The organism is Microbulbifer agarilyticus S89, assembly GCF_000220505.1.
In the GTDB taxonomy this organism is placed as follows: Bacteria; Pseudomonadota; Gammaproteobacteria; order Pseudomonadales; family Cellvibrionaceae; genus Microbulbifer; species Microbulbifer agarilyticus_B.
Genome location: NZ_AFPJ01000043.1, coordinates 43,496 through 63,280 on the forward strand (window position 1 = coordinate 43,496; position 19,785 = coordinate 63,280).

Consider the following 19,785-nt stretch of genomic DNA (forward strand, 5'->3'; position numbering starts at 1 on the left):
TCAGGAGTTCGTTGATGCAAATTGAGATGTTGAAAGGCAAGCTGCATATGGCGGCGGTCACCCAGGCGGAACTCTGGTACGACGGCTCCTGTGCGATCGATGAAGATCTGGTTGAGCTTGCGGGCCTGCGCGAGTTTGAAAAAATCGATATCTACAACGTTTCCAATGGCGAGCGCTTTCACACCTATGTGATTCTGGCGGAGCGCGGTTCCGGCATTATCTCCATGAATGGTGCTGCGGCCCGCCGCGTGCAGGTTGGCGACCGTATTATTATTGCCGCCTATGCACAGATGTCTGAGGCTGAGGCCGACTCTTTCAAACCCAAGCTTGTTTATTTGGATGAGCAGAATCGGGTTGAGCGTAGTACCAATACTATTCCTGTGCAGATGTCGGAACCCGCATAAAAGTTGGGGGTTCTTTTGCCGGTCCTGTGGCGGCTGAGCGCCGGGTATAGGCTTTCGGAACCGCTGTGAATACGTCCATGTACGCTGCGTCGGCGACGTCCCTGTCGCCGACGCTTCCGAAAGCCTATACCCGTCACCCAGCCTTCAATTTTCCCTCCTAGCTCCGCTAGCCTTGCATGTTCGTAGCGCGTGATCTGAAGCGAAGGTCAAGTGCCGGGTGCAGGTTTTCAGGAGCGTCGCAAACAGGATGTTTGCGCCGCAGCGCCCAGGGATGGGTTCACAGCGGTCCTGAAAACCTGTACCCGGTGCTTGGCCGCCACCGTAGTCTCTAATTGGATCCCGTGAGCTTCGCTTGTGACCACTAAACCACTCGCCTACCATACCTTCAAGTTCAAGGTAGGATTCCACCCATCTAAATGTCGTCTCTGACAAACCCCAAAACCAGCGAACCCGTCGCCTGGGATCAGCTGCTAAAAAGCGGCTGTCGTATTTTCGTTGGTTCCCATGCCGCTGTTCCCGATGCGTTAATGGCTGATCTGATCGCCAATAGTCGCGGGTTGAATGACATCGAGGTCACTCAGGTGTTTACCCTCTCAGACAATGTCTGGGCAGAACGTAAACACGCTGAGTTGTTTTCCATCAATGCCCTGTATATTGGTGGTACCGCGGTGCGTAATGCGGTTGCCGAAGGGCGCGCGGACTATACGCCGACCTTCCTCTCGGAAGTGCCAAAGTTGTTTAGCGACCATGTGCTGCCACTGGATGCCGCGCTGATTATGGTGAGCCCACCGGATGAATTGGGCTACTGCTCGCTTGGTGTAAGTGTGGATGTAGTGTCATCCGCAGTGAAGCATGCCACCACGGTCATTGCCCAGATTAATCCCAGTATGCCGCGAACCTGTGGCCACACATTTATCCATCGCGATCAGATCCATGCCTGGATGACCGAAAATGCCCCCATCCCGGAATCCCCGCCGCCGGAAATGGATCAGGCAGTGGAGCAGATCGGGCAGTATGTCTCCCTGTTGGTTGAGAATGGGGCCACGTTGCAGATTGGCATGGGCAAGATCCACGATGCGGTGTTGCGTTATTTGGGCAACCACAAGGACCTGGGTGTGCACTCGGAAATGATTTCTGACGGCATTGCCCGCTTGATGAAAAGCGGTGTGATCAATAACCGCAAAAAGACCTTCCACAAAGGCAAGACCATAACGGCATACTGCATGGGTTCGCGCGAACTCTACGACTTTGTCGACGGGAACCCCCATGTCGAACTGTACCCTGCCGAGCATGTGAGCTCGCCAGTAAAAATCGCGCGCAACGACAAGATGGTAGCGATCAACAGTGCCATCGAGGTGGATCTCACCGGGCAAGTAGTGTCTGACTCGATTGGCCAGTTGCTATATAGCGGTATCGGTGGTCAGGTAGACTTTATCCGTGGCGCTGCGCTGAGCAAGGGTGGCAAGCCGATTATTGCCTTGCCATCCACGGCGCGGGACAAGGACGGCAAGCTGGTGTCGCGTATAGTGGCATCCCTCACACCCGGCAGCGGCGTGGTCACATCCCGGGCGCATGTGCACTACGTGGTAACCGAGTATGGCATTGCTTCCCTGCGCGGCAAAAGTGTGCGCGAGCGCACCCTGGAAATGATCCGTATCGCGCACCCGGCGTTCCGCCGTGAATTATTGGAGAAAGTGCGCGAATTTTACTGGGTACCGGAGTATCAGGAACAGGCGCCTACCACGGTGCCGGAGCTGGGCCCGGTAGACCAGAAGCAATATACCTTCGATGGTGTGCGTTATACCTTGCGCCCACTGCGCCCCGCGGATGAGCGGCGGCTTCAGGAGTTCTTCTATACCCACAATAAAGAAACCCTGATGATGCGCTACAACCACCATGTGACGCAGATGTCCCGGGAAAAGTCTTGCAGCCTGGTGAGTGTCGATCAGGGCCGTGACCTGGCGCTGTGCTTTACCGACTTTGATGGTCACAGCGAAGTAATCCAGGGGGTGGGGCGTTACTACTATTATCCGGCGGATAATAGCTGTGAGGTGGCGTTTGTGATCAAGGAGAGTCGCCGCGGCAAGGGCATTGCCACCACCTTACTGAAAGAAATGGAAAAAGTTGCACGGGCGCGTGGTATTGAGAAAATGTTTGCCTGTGTGCGCCGTGACAATAAACCCATGCTCAAAATCTTTGAAGCGAGTGGCTTCGCCACTCGCCCCGGTGACTCCATGGATGAGCTCTATCTCGAACTGACACTGACTGGGAACAAGGACTGACTATGCCCGCCGTTGGATTCTTCTCTGACCCTGTTTGTCATAAACACGACATGGGCGACGATCACCCCGAGTGTCCCGCGCGCCTGGATGCTATTCAGGACCAACTGCTGAGTAGCGGTATCGAATACGTACTGCGCTTCTTCGACGCGCCGCAGGCAACACGCAGGCACATTGAGCGGGTGCACACTCCAGAATATGTCGAGTCAATTTTCGCGCGCGCACCGAGTGAAGGGTTTGCCGTACTCGACGAAGACACGCGCATGAACTCCCACACGCTCGCCGCCGCATTGCATGCCGCCGGTAGTGGGGTGGATGCGGTTGACCGCGTTATGCGGGGCGAGATCAGCTCCGGGTTCTGTGCCGTGCGCCCCCCCGGGCATCACGCCGAGCGTGCAAAGGCTATGGGATTCTGTCTGTTCAACAATATTGCGATTGCTGCCGAGCACGCGCGAAAACAGCATGGTCTGGAACGTGTCGCCATCCTCGATTTCGATGTCCATCATGGCAACGGCACCGAAGACTTCGCCGCCGGCCGCGAGGGCTACCTGTTCTGCTCCAGTTTTCAGTCGCCCTACTATCCGTTTTCTGGCACCGGCGAGCTGCCGGATAATGTTGTCAACTCTCCGCTGGAGGCGGGCGCCGGTGGCGATGCGCTGCGTGAAATCGTCACCGAGCAGTGGCTGCCTGCCCTGGAAAAGTTCAGGCCGCAGATGTTGTTTATCTCCGCTGGTTTCGACGGACATATTGAGGACGCGATGGCCCAGCTGCGCTTTAAGGAAGATGACTACCTGTGGGTAACCGAGAGATTGCGCGAATACGCGGATGAGAACTGCCAAGGGCGGATTGTTTCCGCACTCGAGGGCGGTTACGCATTATCCGCATTAGGCCGTAGTGTCGTCGCTCACCTAAAGGGGCTTCTCGGGAACTAAGTTGGCATCAGTTGAGTGATTACCCTTTCGCATATGTGCCCAAAGTTTTCTCTCGGCTTGGTAGCCACTGTTTATCAAGCCCGATTTATAGCTAGGCCATGCCGCGCGAGAGCGCAGTGGCTACTGGCAGCGCCAGTGTGGTAGGTGGTCGCTGGTCTTCACTTGCCTCCCAAGGCGCAAAGCTGGGAGCGCAAAACCAAGAACACAGAAACAAAAAGGGGCCGACTCTTGCGAGTCGGCCCCTTTTTTAAAGATGGTGCCCAGGAGAAGACTTGAACTTCCACGACCTTGCGGTCACTAGCACCTGAAGCTAGCGCGTCTACCAATTCCGCCACCTGGGCAAACAGCGCTATGCGCCGTTGAGGCTGCGCACTATAGCCGTTTTTTGCGGGGTGTCAATTGTCAGGTGTGACCGGTGAATCCTGTGATGGGTGGCTGAATAGGGCTTTTGCTCTATATCCTTGTAGTTAAATTACAAGAATTTAGCCTGCGACATCAAAATCCGGCTGGAAATATGTGAGAATACATTCCAGAAAGTAATCCTTCAGGGGGAGATATTCCATGGATCAAGATCAAAATGCACCGTTGCGGGAAGATGTTCGCCTTCTCGGCGAAGAGCTGGGAACCGTGTTGCGCGGGCAGGCTGGTGAAGCATTGTTCGATACCGTGGAGACCATTCGCCAGGTCGCGGTGGAGAGCCGCGGCCAGGGGGAAATGCCTGTAGGTAAATTACGAGAACTGCTCGATCCACTGGACGATGAGACCCTGCTGGAAGTGGCCCGTGCGTTTAGCCAGTTTCTGAACCTCGCCAATATCGCCGAGTTGCGCCATCGCGAGCGCCTGCGTCGCCAGCACGAGCGCTTCCCTGGTGACCCGGACACCGACCGCGGCCTGCGCCAGGTGTTGGAGGAACTGAAGAAGTCGAATGTCGCCCCCGAGCAGGTGCGCCAGGTGCTGTCTGATTTGTCCGTGGAGCTGGTGCTCACGGCGCACCCGACCGAGGTAACGCGTCGCACCCTGATCCGCAAGTACGACCAGATGGCGGACCTGCTGACCGGCCTCGATCGCCCGGATTGCACGCCGGAAGAGGCCGAGCGCCTGCGCCGCCTGTTGCGCGAGCAGATTTTGTCTGCCTGGTGCACCGATGAGATCCGTCGCGAGCGCCCGACTCCGGTCGATGAGGCCAAGTGGGGCTTTGCCACCATCGAGCAGTCCCTGTGGCAGGCTGTCCCCCAGGGAATGCGCGAAATTGAAGACGAACTGGCGCTCGCCGGTATCGAACCGCTGCCCGCAGATTGGGTGCCCATCCGCTTTGCATCCTGGATGGGTGGTGACCGGGACGGTAACCCTAATGTCACCGCCAAGGTTACCCGCCGCGTGTTGAATCTGGCGCGCTGGATGGCGGCGGATTTGTACCTGCGCGATGTGGAAAACCTGCTCGCCGACCTCTCCATGCATCGCGCCAGTGAGGAACTGCTGGCACATACTGGGCCGAGTCACGAGCCGTACCGGCTGCTGTTGCGTGCGGTGCGCGATCGTCTGCGCAATACCCGTGAACTAATGGAGGCGCGGGTGAATGGCGCGGTCGAGCCGCAGGGTGAGGTGTATACCTCGGGCAGTGAACTGTGCGAGCCGTTGAGCCTGATCGACCGCTCGCTACGCGAAGTGGGGCTGGCAGCCATCGCCGATGGGCAGCTGAAAGACACGCTGCGTCGTCTCAACGGTTTTGGCATTACTCTGCTGAAGCTGGACATTCGCCAGGAGTCTACCCGTCACGCCATGGCGATCGACGCCATCACCCGCTTCCTGGATCTCGGCAGTTATGCCGAGTGGGGCGAGAAGGTGAAGCAGAAGTTCCTGCTGGAGGAGCTGGAGAGTCGTCGCCCGCTAATCAATGGTGCTTTTTTCCGTAGCGAGTTCTGTACCGATGAGGTGCGCGAAGTGCTCGACACCTGCAAGGTGATTGCGGAGCAGGGTTCAGAGGGGCTCGGTGCCTACGTCATTTCCATGGCCCGCACTTCGTCCGATGTGCTGGCGGTGATGTTGCTGCAGAAAATTGCCGGCGTGCGTGAGCCCATGCGCGTGGTGCCGCTGTTCGAGACTCTCGACGACCTGAACAATGCGTTCGATACCATGAGTGCATTGCTGGAAATTCCTTTTTACCGCGAGCGGGTGAAGGCGGGTCAGGAAGTCATGATCGGCTATTCCGATTCCGCCAAGGATGCCGGTTTCCTGGGGGCGGCCTGGGCGCAATTTCGTGCGCAGGAAGCGCTCACCGGAATTTTTAAGGAGCACGGTATCCCGTTGACGCTGTTCCACGGCCGCGGTGGTTCTATTTCCCGCGGTGGCTCGCCCACCCGCATGGCGCTGATGTCGCAGCCACCCGGTTCTGTGGCCGGACGCATTCGCGTTACCGAGCAGGGTGAGATGATTCGCTTCAAGTATGGTCGCCCGTCGGTTGCGGCCTACAACCTGGAGCAGTACATCGCAGCCACCCTGGAGGCTACGTTGCTGCCGCCGGCAGAGCCGCACCCGGAATGGTGTGCCGTGATGGACCGCCTGACGCAGGCCTCGGTGGGCGCCTACCGCGAAGTTGTACGTGACGATCCGGCGCTGGTGTCTTATTTGCGCACCGTCACCCCGGAAACCGAGCTCAGCCGTCTGGCTCTGGGTAGCCGTCCGGCACGCCGCAAGCCGGGAGGTGGCGTGGAAACCCTGCGCGCAATTCCGTGGGTTTTTGCCTGGACCCAGATGCGCCTGATGTTGCCAGCCTGGCTGGGTACCGGTGCGGCGCTGGAGACTGGCCTGAAAAACGCGCCGGATACCCTGCGCGCCATGAGTGAAGAGTGGCCCTTCTTCCAGACCGTGGTGGATATGCTGGAAATGGTTCTGGCCAAGTCCGATCCGCGCGTGGCGCTGTGGTATGAAGAGCGCCTTACCGACGATCCGGAACTGCAGCGCCTGGGCGTCGAGTTGCGTAGCCGTTTGGCGCGCACCGTGGCGGCCCTGAGCGAGTTGACTGGCCGCGAAAGCCTGCTGGATAACAATCCGGTGATGCGCTGGTCCATCCGCGTGCGCGACCCCTACACCGATCCGCTGCACCTGTTGCAGGCGGAATTGATGGCGCGCCTGCGCACCCGTGAGGAAGACCCGGTGCTGGAAAGTGCACTGATGGTGACGATTGCGGGAATTGCGGCGGGGATGCGCAATACCGGTTAAACCGCGTTGCTGCGGGTGCCCCCCAAGTTCGTCAAACAATGAAAGGCCGGCTCAATCGAGTCGGCCTTTTTTAGTGGCTGCTGAGAACATATAGCTGGCAGAGGGTTGCCGTGAACGTGGGGTTTTTGTGGAGGGAAATTTGTTGACTAAAAAGGGTTAATCGCAATTAGTGTGCGGCCGAGAACGCGAGCAATAAGACGAAAGGTGCGCCTAATTGGTCGCTCGTACAGGCAAATACATTGGCGTTTTGCGCTTTCGTGATAGGATCCAAAGCGCTCGAAATGTGTGACCTTGTTCTCAATAATGACCTTTTTGGAGTAGATAATGTACAAGAATGGATTCGCTTGCCTTTTGGCTTTACTCACTGCCTGCTTCAGCTTGGCCTCCCAGGCCGCCAATAATTATTCCTGTAACAATGCTGCGCCGCTCGGCAGTACCACGGCGAGTAAGGTCGTGGTGGACAAGGCGTTCAAAGATGGCGTGAGTTACAAGCTGTATGCGCTGGGTGAGAATGGGGAGGCCTATGAGCCACTGGTGCTGGTCGGTGTGCGTTTGTCTGGAGAAGGCATTGGTGGGGGTCTGTGCTATGACAGTGTTGATCGCGGCAAGCAGGCCTTTGGTGAGCGCGCCATGGGTGGTATGAGCTGTGACAACATCAAGCCGCTGGGTGTTGCGGTGAATGGTGTTGGTACCTACCCACGGGCAACTCTCGCGCTAGTGCCCGACACTAGCAACTATGGCATTCGTTATTCCGGCCAGGGAATCGGCGGAGGCTTGTGCTTCGAGGATGTACTGGAAGGCTTCGAGTGGCTTGCCTGGGCGAAGGGCGGCAAGGTGATGAAAAACTGGCAGGGCTTCACCGGCCCGGCTGCGCGCATCAAGGGGCGCAATGGTTACCACGCGGTAGCGGGCAACGATGTCGCGGGACGACTGGTTCTGAAGTGGAACTGAGTTAACTTCCTGGGCCAGATAAAGGGGGGCGTATCGCTCCCCTTTTTATTGGTTCTTTTGGCTTTGCCTGCGCAAAATCCCAAAAACAAAAAGGGGCCAACTCTTGCGAGTTGGCCCCTTTTTTAAAGATGGTGCCCAGGAGAAGACTTGAACTTCCACGACCTTGCGGTCACTAGCACCTGAAGCTAGCGCGTCTACCAATTCCGCCACCTGGGCAATTCAACGGTGTGCTCCGTTGAGGACGCGCACTATAGTGATTTGCCCTGGGGGTGTCAACGCTTTTTGCGGCGCAGTTTGTGCCCTTTTTTGTCCACTCAGTCTCTTTCTGGACATAGATCTGGACGGATATTCCAAATCAACGGGGGAATTGGTTCGCAAATCGCTTATAATCGCGGCAATGTGCAACGATTTTAGTGGCCCTGTGCCGCTCCCGGCATTCGCCACTCCAAATGCTCACCTTGGATTCTCGCCTGTGAACCGCATACCTGGGAATGACTTCCCGGCGGCTTCGACCATGAACGCCAAGGCCTGGCAGTTGCACCCACTTACCTCCCTGCGCCGGACGATTCCGGGGACGCGCAGAGCGCGCGGTTTAACGCAGAACAATGGAAGCAGATTTGAATCAAGATAAAACCAATCCCTCTGCCATCTCGGATGATCCTCATGCCGAGCGCGAGGCAGAGAAATACGAAAAACCCGTTCCCAGCCGCGAGTTTCTGCTCGATGTGCTGGAGCAGCAACCGGGCCCGGTTGCCTGGGAAGCGGTCGCGGATATTCTCTCGATCGACGATGAAGATCGTCGCGAGGGTGTGCGCCGTCGTTTGATTGCCATGAGCCGCGACGGGCAGATCGCCAGCAACCGCGCCGGCGACTTCGGCGTGCTGGATAAAATGAGCCTGGTGCGTGGCCGCGTAATCGGTCACCGCGATGGTTTCGGCTTTGTGTCTGCGGGTGACGGCAGCGACGACCTGTTCTTGTCTCACCGCCAGATGCGCAAGGTATTCGACGGCGACGAAGTACTGGCACGGGAAACCCCCGGTGGTTTTCGCGGTAAGCGCGAAGGCGCGGTCGTGCGGGTAATCAAACACAATACCCATCAGCTGGCCGGGCGCCTGTACCGTGAAGACGGTGTTTGTTTTGTGCGCCCGGATAACCCGCGCATGACCCTCGACGTACTGGTGGCGGAAGGCAAGTGTGCGGATGCGCAGAGCGGCCAGTATGTGGTGGTCAATATCACTACCCAGCCGGGGCGCAACAATTTGCCGCAGGGTGAGGTCGCGGAAATCCTTGGTGACCATCTGGCGCCGGGGATGGAGATCGACGTTGCCATCCGCAACTATGGTATCCCCCACAGCTGGCCCGCCGCGGTGCTGACGCAAACCGACACCATCGCCGATGAGGTGCTGGAAGAGGATAAGGCAGCGCGCATTGATCTGCGCCAGCTACCGCTGGTGACCATCGACGGTGAGGATGCGCGGGATTTTGACGATGCCGTCTACTGTGAAGTGCTGCCGGATGGCAACTGGAAGTTGCTGGTCGCGATCGCCGACGTTTCCCATTATGTGCAGATCAACACGGCGCTGGATCAGGAAGCCCATCAGCGCGGAAACTCGGTGTATTTCCCCGATTTTGTGGTGCCGATGCTGCCGGAGAAGCTCTCCAACGGTCTGTGCTCGTTGAATCCACACGTAGACCGCCTGTGCATGGTGTGCGAAATGCACATCGATGCGTCCGGCAATATTCTTAATTTCCAGTTCTTCGAAGGCCTGATGCGCAGCCATGCGCGCTTCACTTATACCCAGGTTGGGGAGATGGTTGCGGAGCGAGATAACCGCGACAGCGGGATCCGCAAACAGTTTGCCGCACTGACGCCGCATATCGACAACCTGCACGACCTGTATGGTGCGTTGCGCGGTGCGCGCGATCGCCGTGGAGCCATCGACTTCGAAACCACAGAAACGCGCATTCTTTTCGATTCTGCGCGCAAGATTGAGCGCATTGTGCCGGTGCAGCGCAACGACGCGCACAAGATGATCGAAGAGTGCATGCTCGCCGCCAACGTGTGTGCGGCAGAGCTGATGGAGCTGGCGGAATTGCCCGCGCTGTATCGCGTGCACGACATCCCCAAGCAGGAACGGCTGGAGAATCTGCGCGAGTATCTGGGTGAGCTGGGCTTGCGCCTCGAAGGCGGCAGCGAGCCCCAGCCCAGTCACTACCAGGAATTGTTATCCCAGGCGGATGGTCGCCCGGATTTCCACATTATCCAGACCATGTTGCTGCGCTCGATGAACCAGGCGGTCTATCAGCCGGAGAATCGCGGCCACTTCGGGCTCGATTATCGTGCCTATGCGCACTTCACCTCACCGATTCGTCGCTACCCGGATTTGCTGCTGCACCGCGGGCTGCGCTGGCTGATTCGCAATGGCAGCGCCAATCCGGCGGCAGTGGCCAAGAAGGTGCGCCAGGCACCGGGCGCCCAGGTAATGGAACGCGCCCAGATTTTGCCGTACACCGCCGTGGCCATGGTGGAGTTGGGTGAGCACTGCTCGATGACCGAACGCCGCGCCGACGACGCAACCCGCGATGTGGTCAGCTGGCTGAAGTGTGAATATTTGCAGGATCATGTGGGTGAGGTATATCGCGGTGTTATCAGCGCAGTGACCGGCTTTGGTTTGTTTGTCGAGCTGGAAGACCTGTATGTGGAAGGTCTGATCCATGTCACCGCCTTGCCAAAGGATTACTACCACTTTGAGCAGGCGCAGCAGCGCCTCGTTGGTGAGCGCAGCGGCACCCGCTTCCACCTGGGAGATGGCGTCACGGTTCAGGTGGCGCGTGTGGACCTGGAGGAGCGCAAGGTCGATTTCACTTTTGTCGAATTGCACCCGCGCCCCAGCTATCAGACGCCCAAGTATCGCAAGCCTAAAGCCGATAAAAAGGCTGATAAGAAGGCGGACAAAGCGTCCGACAAGAAGTCCCGCAAGCAAAATGACAGCAAGGTTGATAAACAGTCCGTGAAGTACAGTGTTACCGGTGAGCCAACACCGGCGCCCGATGTGGAAAGCAAGGCGAAAAAAGTGGCGAAGAAATCCCGCTCTGGTGAAGAGTCCACGCAAGTCAGTGGTCGCGCGATGGAAATGGCGGTGGAGTTTCAGGCTGAGCGTAAACGTCGTGGTAAACACGACTTTAGCAAGGAGGCGGAAAAGGCGAGCCCCTGGGGCGGTGGCTTGAAATCCAAGCGCACCGATACGGCTGAGGATGAGCCGCGCCCGATTCGCAAACGCAAGGTGGGTAGCGATGACGCCGAGGTGGTGCCGCCCTCAACAGAAATTGTTGAGGATTCTGGCGCTGGCGAAGAGGCTGCACCGAAGAAACGTCGCCCGAAGAAAACACCGCCGCGCAAAGGCGGTAAACGCCCGGCGGTAGCGGCACGCAAAGCGGCGCAGAAGGCAGAAAAAGCCGAATCAGCACAGCGTGCGGCCAAGAAAGCGGCGAAAAAGAAGCTGAAGAAAAAGCTGGCGAAAAAATCAGGCGGGAAGAAGTAAGTCGTGGCAAAGCAACTGGTATATGGCCTGCACGCGGTGCAGGCCCTGTTAAAAAGTTCGCCCCAGCAGGTGCAGGAATTGCTGCTTTTGCGCGGCCGCCGCGACCAAAAACTGCAGAAAATTATTCGGCAGGCGGAGCAGAATGAAATCGTGATTCGCTATGTGGATCGCCGTGCACTGGATGAAAAGGTTGCCGATGAGGGCAATCACCAGGGCGCGGTGGCCATCTGTGTGGGCGATACCAAGATCTATGATGAGCAGTTCCTGAAATCTCTGCTGAAGGATCTCGACGCTAATGGCGAAGCGCCCTTCCTGTTGATCCTCGATGGAGTTACCGATCCGCACAACCTGGGTGCTTGCCTGCGCTCCGCGGATGCGGCCGGTGTGCACGCAGTCATCGCACCCAAGGATAAAGCCGCAGGGCTCACGCCAACGGCGCGCAAGGTGGCTTGCGGTGCGGCGGAAGTGTTGCCGTTTGTTACGGTTACTAATCTGGCACGGACGCTACAAATGCTGCAGCAGGCCGGCGTATGGATTTATGGCGCTGCGGGTGAGGCGGAGCAGGATGTGTACCAGTCCTCGTTGACCGGGCCGCTGGCATTGGTGATGGGGGCTGAAGGGCCGGGGCTGCGCCGCCTGACGCGGGAGAACTGCGATCACCTGATTAAAATTCCGATGGCGGGTGAAGTCAGCAGCCTGAATGTTTCCGTGGCCACCGGCGTGTGTTTGTTCGAGGCCGTGCGGCAACGTCGGCCGGGTTAACCATCACTCTGATTGTTGCATGGCGGAGAGGCTGGTGCCCGGTCTCTCTGCAACTTCCTTTCCCTTGTCACCTGCATGCCTGTTCTTGCGTCGAATGGCAGCAGCCTGTCACCTCTGTGAGCATCAAGCCTGTTTTTTGAGACCTGCTTTGCGCAGTTTCCCCAATCCATGTGCAAATAGCCTGCTTTAATTTCCTTGTCATTCCGCTCCATTGATTGCTTTTGATGACGCGAGGTAAAGGATTATGTCAGCAAAACAAGCACAGCATTTTTTTCAATGCATCCCTTCTCTATTTGCACTTCCAGTCGTTTCTGCCGGTTTGGTTGGCTTGGCGTTTACTGCACTGTTGTTTTCCAGTGTTACTGTTGCCCAGCAGGATGTGGCCGTACCCGATGACGCTCCGGTGCTCGATGCACAGGCTGATATGGTCGACCCGGATGTCACCCTGCAGGTGATCGAAGATGCGCAAAGCGCTGAAGACCTGCTCGATAGCATTGAGCTCCCGGAGGAGGTGCGAGCGCTAGCGGAACAGCGCCTCGCTGCGGCGCTTGCGGCGATCAAGGCAGCGCGCGAGGCGTCGCCCTCTAATCAGGGCGAGGTCCCCGCTTCTAACGAGGTCTCCAGTGACGTCGCCGCACGCAGGGAAGCCATGCTGGCCGACATGGCTGAGCGACGCGGTGAGGTGATGGCAAGCGCACACAATGCGGCACTTGCCGCGAATGAGCAGGCACAGCAGGCGGTGGAGTCTGCCCGTGAGGCAGTCGAGGAGGCATTGAAAAACGGCCTCACCAGCGACGAGATGCAGGGCATGATCGAGCAGATGGTGCAGGACATTCTCGGCAGTCTGCCCGCCGGTGCGGGTGTAGACATGAGTGAGGTGGATGCACTGCTGGAATCCCTGCGTGGGGAGGTGGCAGCCGAACCGGTTGATGCGAGCGACGCTACAGGTAGCTGAGCCCGCGGATCCTTCCATCAAAAACCCTGCTGCGTCACGAGGCAAGGAATGCGCGAGTTTATCCAGTTGTTTGTGCTGCTCACCATGCTGGTACTGGTGTCGGTGTTTGGTCCCGCGCGGCTGGCCGCGGCGGAGTTATCCAGCGCTACCAGCGCGTTTAAAAGTGGTGACTATCCCCGGGCGCTGGCGCTGTTCCGGCAAAAGGAGCAGGCCGGCGATAAAAGTGCGCGGCTGAAGTTCAATCTCGGTGTCACCCTCTACAAGCTGGGTCGCTACGCCGAGGCGTCCGACTACTTTTGGTTGCTGGTGCCAGAGCCGAAGTGGCGTGACCTGGCGGAATATAACCTTGGCCTGGTGGCGAGCAGGCAGGGTGATCCAGCGCTTGCTGCGCGCTATTTTCGCCGGGTGAGTGAGCGCGCGGGTTCGCCCAAGCTGCAACGTCTTGCTGCGCTACAGTTGGGAACTAGCGTGGAGCGTGCAGCGGCGCCGCGTCCCTGGCTTGCCATGGCCAGCGTCAATGGCGGCTTCGACAACAACCCGTACGCGGTGAAGGCCGAGTTGCTGGGTGAAGATGCGGTCGGGGATGACAACTTTCTCGAACTGTTTGCCTGGGGGCAGTACCGCCTTGCTGGTAGTGACATCGATGGCTGGCGCTTGCAGGGCTACGGTTTTACCCGGCGCTACTCCGAGCTGGACAGCTTGAACCTGGGAAGCCTCAGCGCTGCATTGATTCGTGACCGTCGCTGGCGTGGTTGGCAGCTGGAGACCGGGGGAGGTGTCGAGCAGGTTTCCCTCGGTGGCGAACAGGTCAGCCGCCAGTTGCAGTTGACCGCGCGGGCAGCGCGGGAGTTCGGCGCCGTGCGGCTGCAGCTGTCTTATATACCCGCCTATTACTCGGGTGGTGAGAGTTACGCCTATCTCGATGGCTGGCGGCAGCGCTTCTCAGCCCGCGCGCGCCGCACTGCGTTCGGCGCGGACCTCGGCATCTATTACCTGTATGACACCAATGATCGCGAGGATTTGCAGCAGGCGGCGGGGGATTACTACAGCTACTCACCGGCCCGCCATGCGTTCGGCAGCGATGTGCGCTGGCGCTTTCTCAGCCGCTGGGAGTTGCGCGGTGGCCTGGAGTATCGCTATAGCGTGTACGACGGAACCAATCGGGTCAGTGATAGCAACGGTGAGTTGCTCGAATACGAACGCGAGTCGGATAGGGTGAAATCCTGGGTGTCGACCCGATATCGGCTGACGCCGCGCTTGAGTCTCGATGGCAAGCTCCTGCGCATCGACAATCGGGAGAACCGCACAATCTACGATTACGACAAGACTGAATTGAGCTTCGGGGTCAGTTACGTATTCTGATGCGCGCGCTGGGAGGGCAAAAAAATGAAGGGGCACAAGTGCCCCCCTACGGTGTTGTCCCGCTTGTTATTCTTCGGTCCATGCAAATTATTGTTATTGTTTAGAATTATTTTCGCGACCTATGCCTGTATGACGTCTGGCGCGCCAACCCCCTCAATCTCTTGTTTAATTATTTCTGAAATCGGCCTTGGGCTCTTGATCTCGCTCAGGATCGGTTGCCGCTATCGGCGTGACTGGCCGGACGGGTTGCGGTATGTAGGCGGCACTCTGAGTCCTTGAGCCTGTTGACGCAGCGAAAGCGAGATAGGCATTAGGGCGTAAGTGGGTGCTCACAGACTGCGTTGTCTCTGTTTGCGGCGGCCAACCCGTTGTTCAACTTGCAACCACTCCGGCAGAGGCATAGAATACGCCGCCCGCAATAGCCCCATCCCGGTGCTGTTGCGTACTCCTTGCCTCACTGGGCGGTTGCTGTCACTGAATAGGTATTCAGGGCGGCGGCAAGCCGGGAGGCTGTGTTAACCCGTAAGGAGCTAAAATGCGTCATTACGAAATTGTATTCCTGGTTCACCCGGACCAGAGCGAGCAGGTACCCGGCATGGTCGAGCGTTACACTGCGACCATCAAAGAGACCGGTGGCAATGTTCACCGTCTGGAAGACTGGGGCCGCCGCCGTCTGGCTTACCCGATCAACAAGATCCACAAGGCTCACTACATTCTGATGAATGTTGAGTGTACTGAAGAAGCGTTGGGCGAACTGACCACCAACTTCAAGTACAACGACGCCGTGCTGCGCAACCTGGTGATCCGTGAAGACGAAGCGATCACCGAAGAAAGCCCGATCATGAAGGCTGAAAAAGAGTCCCGCGAGCGCAAAGCTGCGCGCGCAGAACGCTCTGAGCGTCGCGAGCGCGCCGAACGTGAAGAATCTTCTTCCGAAGGCGCCCAGGAAGCTAAGTCTTCCGACACCACTGAAGACGAAGAGTAAGGGGATAGTCAGATGGCACGTTTTTTCCGTCGTCGTAAGTTCTGCCGTTTCACCGCTGAAGGCGTAAAGCGTATCGATTACAAAGATCTCGATACCCTGAAAGCCTACGTTTCTGAAACTGGCAAAATCGTACCGAGCCGTATCACTGGCACCAAAGCCAAGTATCAGCGTCAGCTGGCCACTGCGGTCAAGCGCGCGCGTTACATTGCGCTGCTGCCGTACACGGACAGCCACGAAGCCTAAGCATCGCTTTGCTTCGTATGGATTGTTATAGAGAAGCTATCTAGTGCGCGCTATCGCTGAATTTGCCATGCGATCGCGCGTGCGCGCGGTGATCCTCACCATGGTGGGAATCCCGCTGATCAGCCCCGCGGTGCTTGCGCTGGTGGGGTTACGCCGCGGCAGTGGCGACGGCCTGTTTGTACTGGTCTGGGGGCTACTGCCGATTGTTGCCGCAGCTGGCGCGGGCTATATGTCCCCGCTGATGGCTGGTATGGCGATCACGCACTTTGTGGCGGTGTTGGCGAGTGCTTTGGTTCTGCGCGAAACGCGCACCTGGAGCTGGACGCTGGTAACACTGACCGCCGTGACCGCCGCAGGCATCCTGCTGACCTCGCAGGTGGCTGGCGGTGTACTGGGCAACCTGCTCGAGGCGGTCAATGAGGCCGCGGGCGGCGCCAGCACACCGGAAGCGCAGCAGCTGGGTAAGGCATTTACCAGCGAAGCGCAGGCTACCGGATACCTGGCTTGGGTCTCGGTAATCAGCGCCATGTTGGCCTTGTTGCTGGGGCGCTGGTGGCAGGCCCTGTTGTACAACCCCGGTGGTTTGCAGCAGGAGATGCACAACCTGCGTATGCCGTTGCCGCTTGCTGCCGCTGGCATGCTGTTGTGGATTTACTGCCTAGTCAGTGAACACTTTGTGTTCTGGGGTGCGGTTGCCGCTTTCCCGATCATGGTGGCAGGCATATGCCTGATCCACTGGTTGGTAGCCCAACGGGGCTGGGGACGCGGTCCGCTGGTTGCCCTGTATGTGATGCTGATTATCGCGGCATTGCCGCTGGCTGGTTTCCTGTGCGGACTGGCACTGATCGATAGCTGGATTGATATTCGCGCACGCGCAAGCGACAAACGCTGAGCGGCGCACAAGAACTGAAACTGAGGGTTCCGAGATGGAAGTTATTCTGCTCGACAAAGTAGGCAAACTGGGCAACGTGGGCGACCGCGTTGAAGTAAAAGCCGGTTACGGCCGCAACTTCCTGCTGCCTACCGGTAAAGCGGTACTGGCCAACGCAGCAAACGTTGCTGAGTTCGAAGCCAAGCGCGCTGAACTGGAAGCAGCAGCCGCTGCAAAAGTAAGCGAAGCTGAAAGCCGCGCTGCCAAGCTGGTAGAACTGGTTGTTACCATCGCTGCCAACGCTGGCGACGAAGGCAAGCTGTTCGGCTCCATCGGCACTCGCGATATCGCAGAAGCGATCACCGCTGCCGGTGTTGAAGTAAGCAAGGCTGAAGTGAAGCTGCCGGAAGGCGCTCTGCGTGAACTGGGCGAGTACGACGTAGACGTACAGCTGCACGCCGACGTAATCAGCAGCGTGAAGGTTGTTGTAGAAGCCGAATAAGCTTCTGCAGTTACCGAATCGCCACAGCGTGGCCTGTGGAGAATGGAATTGCCCGTTCTCCGCCCAGCCGCGCTACAATCAGGCGCTGGATTCTCCCAGCCGGTCTTCTGCCGGCGATGGAGGGTGCAGCGCCTGACTTGTTTGTGAGTCCGGCAAATGGATTCAGCCCCCGGCGCATCTGGCCTGTAAGCCCGCTGCGGGACATCCCTGGAACCCATGACCGCAACGACCGGTAGTAACACAGAGCAGCGAACAGCAGCGAACATGAACGAATACGCTCCGCAAGAAGAGGCCCAGGAAGCCACCGCCAGCTCCCCGCTGCCGCACTCGGTCGAGGCCGAACAGTCCGTACTGGGTGGCCTGATGCTCGACGCCAGTCGTCTGGATGCCGTGGCCGAACAGCTGAGTGCGGAAGATTTTTTTGTCGCCAATCACCGGATTATATTCGGCGTGATGCTGGAACTATCCGGTGGCGAGCAGCCGCTGGATATCGTTACCCTCGCCGAGGGCCTCGCAAGTCGCGACCTGCTCGCCGACATTGGCGGCCCGGCATACCTCGCCGAACTCGCGGAAAACACCCCCTCTGCCGCCAACATCGTCGCCTACGCGAAAATCGTGCGCGAGCGCTCCATGTTGCGCCAGCTGATTGCCGCCGCCGGCGAAATCAGCCGTACCAGTTTTAATCCCGGTGGCCTCGGCTCCATCGACCTGCTGCAAATGGCCGAGCGCCGCGTGGCAGAGATTGCCGAGGGCCGCGCCAAAGAGGGCGGCTTTGTCGGTGTCGACTCGCTGCTCAAGAAAACCGTCGAGCGTATCGACGAGCTGTTCAAATCCGAGGGCGACCTCACCGGCCTCAGCACCGGCCTCACCGAACTCGACGAGCGCACCTCCGGCTGGCAGCCCGGTGAACTCATCATCCTCGCCGCCCGTCCTTCCATGGGTAAGACCGCGCTGGCGCTGAACTTTGTTGAAGCCGCCATGCTCAGCCAGGAAAAGCCGACGCTGGTCTTCAGTATGGAGATGCCGTCGGACAGCCTGGTTATGCGGATGCTGTCTTCCATCGGCAAGATCGATCAGGGACGTATCCGTAACGGCAAGTTGCAGGAAGAGGATTGGCCCAAACTCTCCAGTGCTGTACAAAAGATGAAGGGTAAGGGGCTGTATATCGACGATACCCCTGGCCTGTCGCCGTCGGAGGTGCGTGCAAGGGTGAAGCGCACGGTGCGCGATCACACCAACAAGCTAATGCAGGCCGACCCCAGGCTGAGCCGTGAGGATGCAGAGCAGCGCGCCATGCCGGCGATGGTGATGGTGGATTACCTGCAGCTGATGCAGGTAAAGGGCAGCACCGAGGGGCGTACCCAGGAGATCTCGGAAATCTCCCGCTCCTTGAAGGCGCTGGCCAAAGAATACGAATGCCCGGTGATTGCGCTGTCGCAGTTGAACCGGGGGGTGGAACAGCGCCCGAACAAGCGCCCGATGAACTCGGACCTGCGGGAATCTGGTGCGATCGAGCAGGATGCGGACGTGATCCTGTTTATCTACCGCGATGAGTATTACAACGAGGACAGCCCGGATAAGGGTTTGGCTGAGTTGATTATCGGTAAGCAGCGTAACGGTGAAATCGGCACCTGCCGTGCGGCGTTTGTGGGTAAGTTCACCCGCTTTGATGATTTGGCGCCTGAGTACTACCAGGAAGAGCACTAAAGGTTTTCGCGATCTTTATTGGTTCTTGGCACAGAAGCACAAATTGAAGGCGAAGTGCTGGGGGCGGGTTTTCAGGATCGTCGCAAACAGGATGTTTGCGCCGAAGCGCCCAGGGATGGGTTCACAGGGGGGCGCCTAGCTCGGTCCTGAAAATCCGCCCCCAGTGGTTCGCCGCCACGGTGGTGGTGCGGAGCACCGTCTGCAACGTGGTGGCGGCCGATCGCTGGGGCAAGTTTTTCGAATCGCTGCGAGTACATCCATGTACGCTCCGGCGCCGCCATCCATGGCGACGACGGTTCGAAAAACTTGCCCCAGCCCCCGGCCTTCAATTCTGATTTTTACGCTTCGAAATTGGAGCGGCGGGCCTTACGGAAAAATCTCAATCGGCGTACCGGTATCCACCATCGCCCAGATCTCGTCCATCTCCGGGTTGGTTACCGCAATACAGCCGTCGGTCCAGTTCATGCGGGTCAGGTACTGTTCAATACCTTTCCAGTGCGGTTTCTGGCCGTGGATCATGATGGCGCCACCGGGGCTGCGGCCCATTTTTTTCGCCCGCGCGCGGTCCGCCGCATTCGGGTAGGAAACCTGGATGGCGCGATAGTAGGTGCTGTTTTTCTTTTTCCAGTTCAGGGTGTAGCGGCCTTCCGGCGTGCGCGAATCACCCTCGTACTGCTTATGTCCAATCGGGTTTTTGCCGAACACCACCTTGTAGCTCTTCACCACCTTGCCGGCGCGCTTCAGTTGCATCAGGTGTTTGGACTTGTAGACAACCACCTCATCTACGGCTTTGATTTTGGCCATAGCCAGGGTGGGGATGATTAACAGGGCAATCAGGCTTAGTTTCAGGTATCGCATGGCTCTCGTCGGTAGTAATGGCATTTTCGGTGTCATTCCGGGGCTGAACAATCAGCTTCCGTGCTTTCGCACTTCCACATCCCTGGCAATTGCGGGGTGTCTCGGCGTATGGGCAGAACCGAGCTGCCGTGCGGAGAAACGTGGTTGCGCGGTGCGACTTAATGACGCAATAGCGTTATGACAGCGCTGTCCTTGGCTGCCACCCCAAACCAG

At 58.3% G+C, this 19,785-nt stretch carries 15 protein-coding genes and 2 tRNA genes; 14 read left to right on the forward strand and 3 right to left on the reverse strand.

The genetic code is table 11. From position 1 onward, the window contains the following. The first annotated feature begins 14 nt into the window (after positions 1–14). From panD to AS89_RS0113835, 3 genes are all read left to right on the forward strand, one after another. Positions 15–404 carry an aspartate 1-decarboxylase gene (panD, locus tag AS89_RS0113825; protein WP_010133293.1) on the forward strand — a complete coding sequence of 130 codons (390 nt, stop codon included), beginning with the start codon at positions 15–17 and terminating at the stop codon, positions 402–404. A gap of 416 nt (positions 405–820) precedes the next feature. Beyond that, entirely contained in the window at positions 821–2,686 is a 1,866-nt protein-coding gene (locus AS89_RS0113830; protein ID WP_010133294.1) for a GNAT family N-acetyltransferase, read from the forward strand. 2 nt (positions 2,687–2,688) lie between these two features. Beyond that, positions 2,689–3,615 (forward strand): histone deacetylase family protein, encoded by a 927-nt coding sequence (locus AS89_RS0113835; protein ID WP_029250044.1) that lies wholly within the window; start codon positions 2,689–2,691, stop codon positions 3,613–3,615. A gap of 254 nt (positions 3,616–3,869) precedes the next feature. On the opposite strand, the gene AS89_RS0113840 is transcribed toward AS89_RS0113835, so the two are convergent. Beyond that, a tRNA-Leu gene (locus AS89_RS0113840) sits at positions 3,870–3,956 on the reverse strand. A gap of 220 nt (positions 3,957–4,176) precedes the next feature. Between AS89_RS0113840 and ppc the strand changes: the two genes are divergently transcribed. Then, on the forward strand, positions 4,177–6,834 hold the full coding sequence (ppc, locus tag AS89_RS0113845; RefSeq protein ID WP_010133296.1) for a phosphoenolpyruvate carboxylase: 2,658 nt from the start codon (positions 4,177–4,179) through the stop codon (positions 6,832–6,834). Between the two features lie 351 nt (positions 6,835–7,185). Beyond that, positions 7,186–7,785, forward strand: a complete 600-nt coding sequence (locus AS89_RS0113850) for a hypothetical protein (protein ID WP_033230531.1) — start codon at positions 7,186–7,188, stop codon at positions 7,783–7,785. A gap of 129 nt (positions 7,786–7,914) precedes the next feature. Here the strand turns inward: AS89_RS0113850 and AS89_RS0113855 are convergent. Next, positions 7,915–8,001, reverse strand: a tRNA-Leu gene (locus AS89_RS0113855). A 389-nt stretch (positions 8,002–8,390) separates the two neighbouring features. Between AS89_RS0113855 and rnr the strand changes: the two genes are divergently transcribed. From rnr to dnaB, 9 genes are all read left to right on the forward strand, one after another. After that, on the forward strand, positions 8,391–11,327 hold the full coding sequence (rnr, locus tag AS89_RS17675; protein WP_010133298.1) for a ribonuclease R: 2,937 nt from the start codon (positions 8,391–8,393) through the stop codon (positions 11,325–11,327). 3 nt (positions 11,328–11,330) lie between these two features. Beyond that, on the forward strand, positions 11,331–12,089 hold the full coding sequence (gene rlmB, locus AS89_RS0113865; protein WP_010133299.1) for a 23S rRNA (guanosine(2251)-2'-O)-methyltransferase RlmB: 759 nt from the start codon (positions 11,331–11,333) through the stop codon (positions 12,087–12,089). Positions 12,090–12,333: 244 nt separating this feature from the next. Then, positions 12,334–13,044: a hypothetical protein gene (locus AS89_RS17680; protein ID WP_010133300.1), complete on the forward strand. Its 711-nt coding sequence runs from the start codon at positions 12,334–12,336 to the stop codon at positions 13,042–13,044. Between the two features lie 48 nt (positions 13,045–13,092). After that, positions 13,093–14,406, forward strand: a complete 1,314-nt coding sequence (locus AS89_RS0113880) for a tetratricopeptide repeat protein (RefSeq protein ID WP_010133302.1) — start codon at positions 13,093–13,095, stop codon at positions 14,404–14,406. Positions 14,407–14,941: 535 nt separating this feature from the next. After that, the gene (gene rpsF, locus AS89_RS0113885) at positions 14,942–15,391 is read left to right on the forward strand and encodes a 30S ribosomal protein S6 (RefSeq protein WP_010133304.1); all 450 of its coding nucleotides are present in this window, start codon (positions 14,942–14,944) and stop codon (positions 15,389–15,391) included. 12 nt (positions 15,392–15,403) lie between these two features. Further along, entirely contained in the window at positions 15,404–15,634 is a 231-nt protein-coding gene (rpsR, locus tag AS89_RS0113890) for a 30S ribosomal protein S18 (RefSeq protein ID WP_010133305.1), read from the forward strand. Positions 15,635–15,701: 67 nt separating this feature from the next. Continuing rightward, entirely contained in the window at positions 15,702–16,526 is an 825-nt protein-coding gene (locus AS89_RS0113895; protein ID WP_237709695.1) for a hypothetical protein, read from the forward strand. A 34-nt stretch (positions 16,527–16,560) separates the two neighbouring features. After that, complete coding sequence (gene rplI / locus AS89_RS0113900; protein ID WP_010133307.1) at positions 16,561–17,007, forward strand: 50S ribosomal protein L9; 447 nt, start codon at positions 16,561–16,563, stop codon at positions 17,005–17,007. 264 nt (positions 17,008–17,271) lie between these two features. Then, entirely contained in the window at positions 17,272–18,714 is a 1,443-nt protein-coding gene (gene dnaB / locus AS89_RS0113905) for a replicative DNA helicase (RefSeq protein WP_010133308.1), read from the forward strand. A gap of 366 nt (positions 18,715–19,080) precedes the next feature. On the opposite strand, the gene AS89_RS0113910 is transcribed toward dnaB, so the two are convergent. Beyond that, positions 19,081–19,572 carry a L,D-transpeptidase family protein gene (locus AS89_RS0113910; protein WP_010133309.1) on the reverse strand — a complete coding sequence of 164 codons (492 nt, stop codon included), beginning with the start codon at positions 19,570–19,572 and terminating at the stop codon, positions 19,081–19,083. Positions 19,573–19,785: the final 213 nt, after the last annotated feature.

What these genes read in the sequence shown, in the direction of transcription:
- rnr (WP_010133298.1), top strand. Translation starts at nt 8,391, where the DNA reads ATGGAAGCAGATTTGAATCAAGATAAAACCAATCCCTCTGCCATCTCG.
- rpsF (WP_010133304.1), top strand. Translation starts at nt 14,942, where the DNA reads ATGCGTCATTACGAAATTGTATTCCTGGTTCACCCGGACCAGAGCGAG.
- dnaB (WP_010133308.1), top strand. Translation starts at nt 17,272, where the DNA reads ATGAACGAATACGCTCCGCAAGAAGAGGCCCAGGAAGCCACCGCCAGC.
- rplI (WP_010133307.1), top strand. Translation starts at nt 16,561, where the DNA reads ATGGAAGTTATTCTGCTCGACAAAGTAGGCAAACTGGGCAACGTGGGC.
- panD (WP_010133293.1), top strand. Translation starts at nt 15, where the DNA reads ATGCAAATTGAGATGTTGAAAGGCAAGCTGCATATGGCGGCGGTCACC.
- AS89_RS0113835 (WP_029250044.1), top strand. Translation starts at nt 2,689, where the DNA reads ATGCCCGCCGTTGGATTCTTCTCTGACCCTGTTTGTCATAAACACGAC.
- ppc (WP_010133296.1), top strand. Translation starts at nt 4,177, where the DNA reads ATGGATCAAGATCAAAATGCACCGTTGCGGGAAGATGTTCGCCTTCTC.
- rpsR (WP_010133305.1), top strand. Translation starts at nt 15,404, where the DNA reads ATGGCACGTTTTTTCCGTCGTCGTAAGTTCTGCCGTTTCACCGCTGAA.
- AS89_RS17680 (WP_010133300.1), top strand. Translation starts at nt 12,334, where the DNA reads ATGTCAGCAAAACAAGCACAGCATTTTTTTCAATGCATCCCTTCTCTA.
- AS89_RS0113910 (WP_010133309.1), bottom strand. Translation starts at nt 19,572, where the DNA reads ATGCGATACCTGAAACTAAGCCTGATTGCCCTGTTAATCATCCCCACC.
- AS89_RS0113830 (WP_010133294.1), top strand. Translation starts at nt 821, where the DNA reads ATGTCGTCTCTGACAAACCCCAAAACCAGCGAACCCGTCGCCTGGGAT.
- AS89_RS0113880 (WP_010133302.1), top strand. Translation starts at nt 13,093, where the DNA reads ATGCGCGAGTTTATCCAGTTGTTTGTGCTGCTCACCATGCTGGTACTG.
- AS89_RS0113895 (WP_237709695.1), top strand. Translation starts at nt 15,702, where the DNA reads ATGCGATCGCGCGTGCGCGCGGTGATCCTCACCATGGTGGGAATCCCG.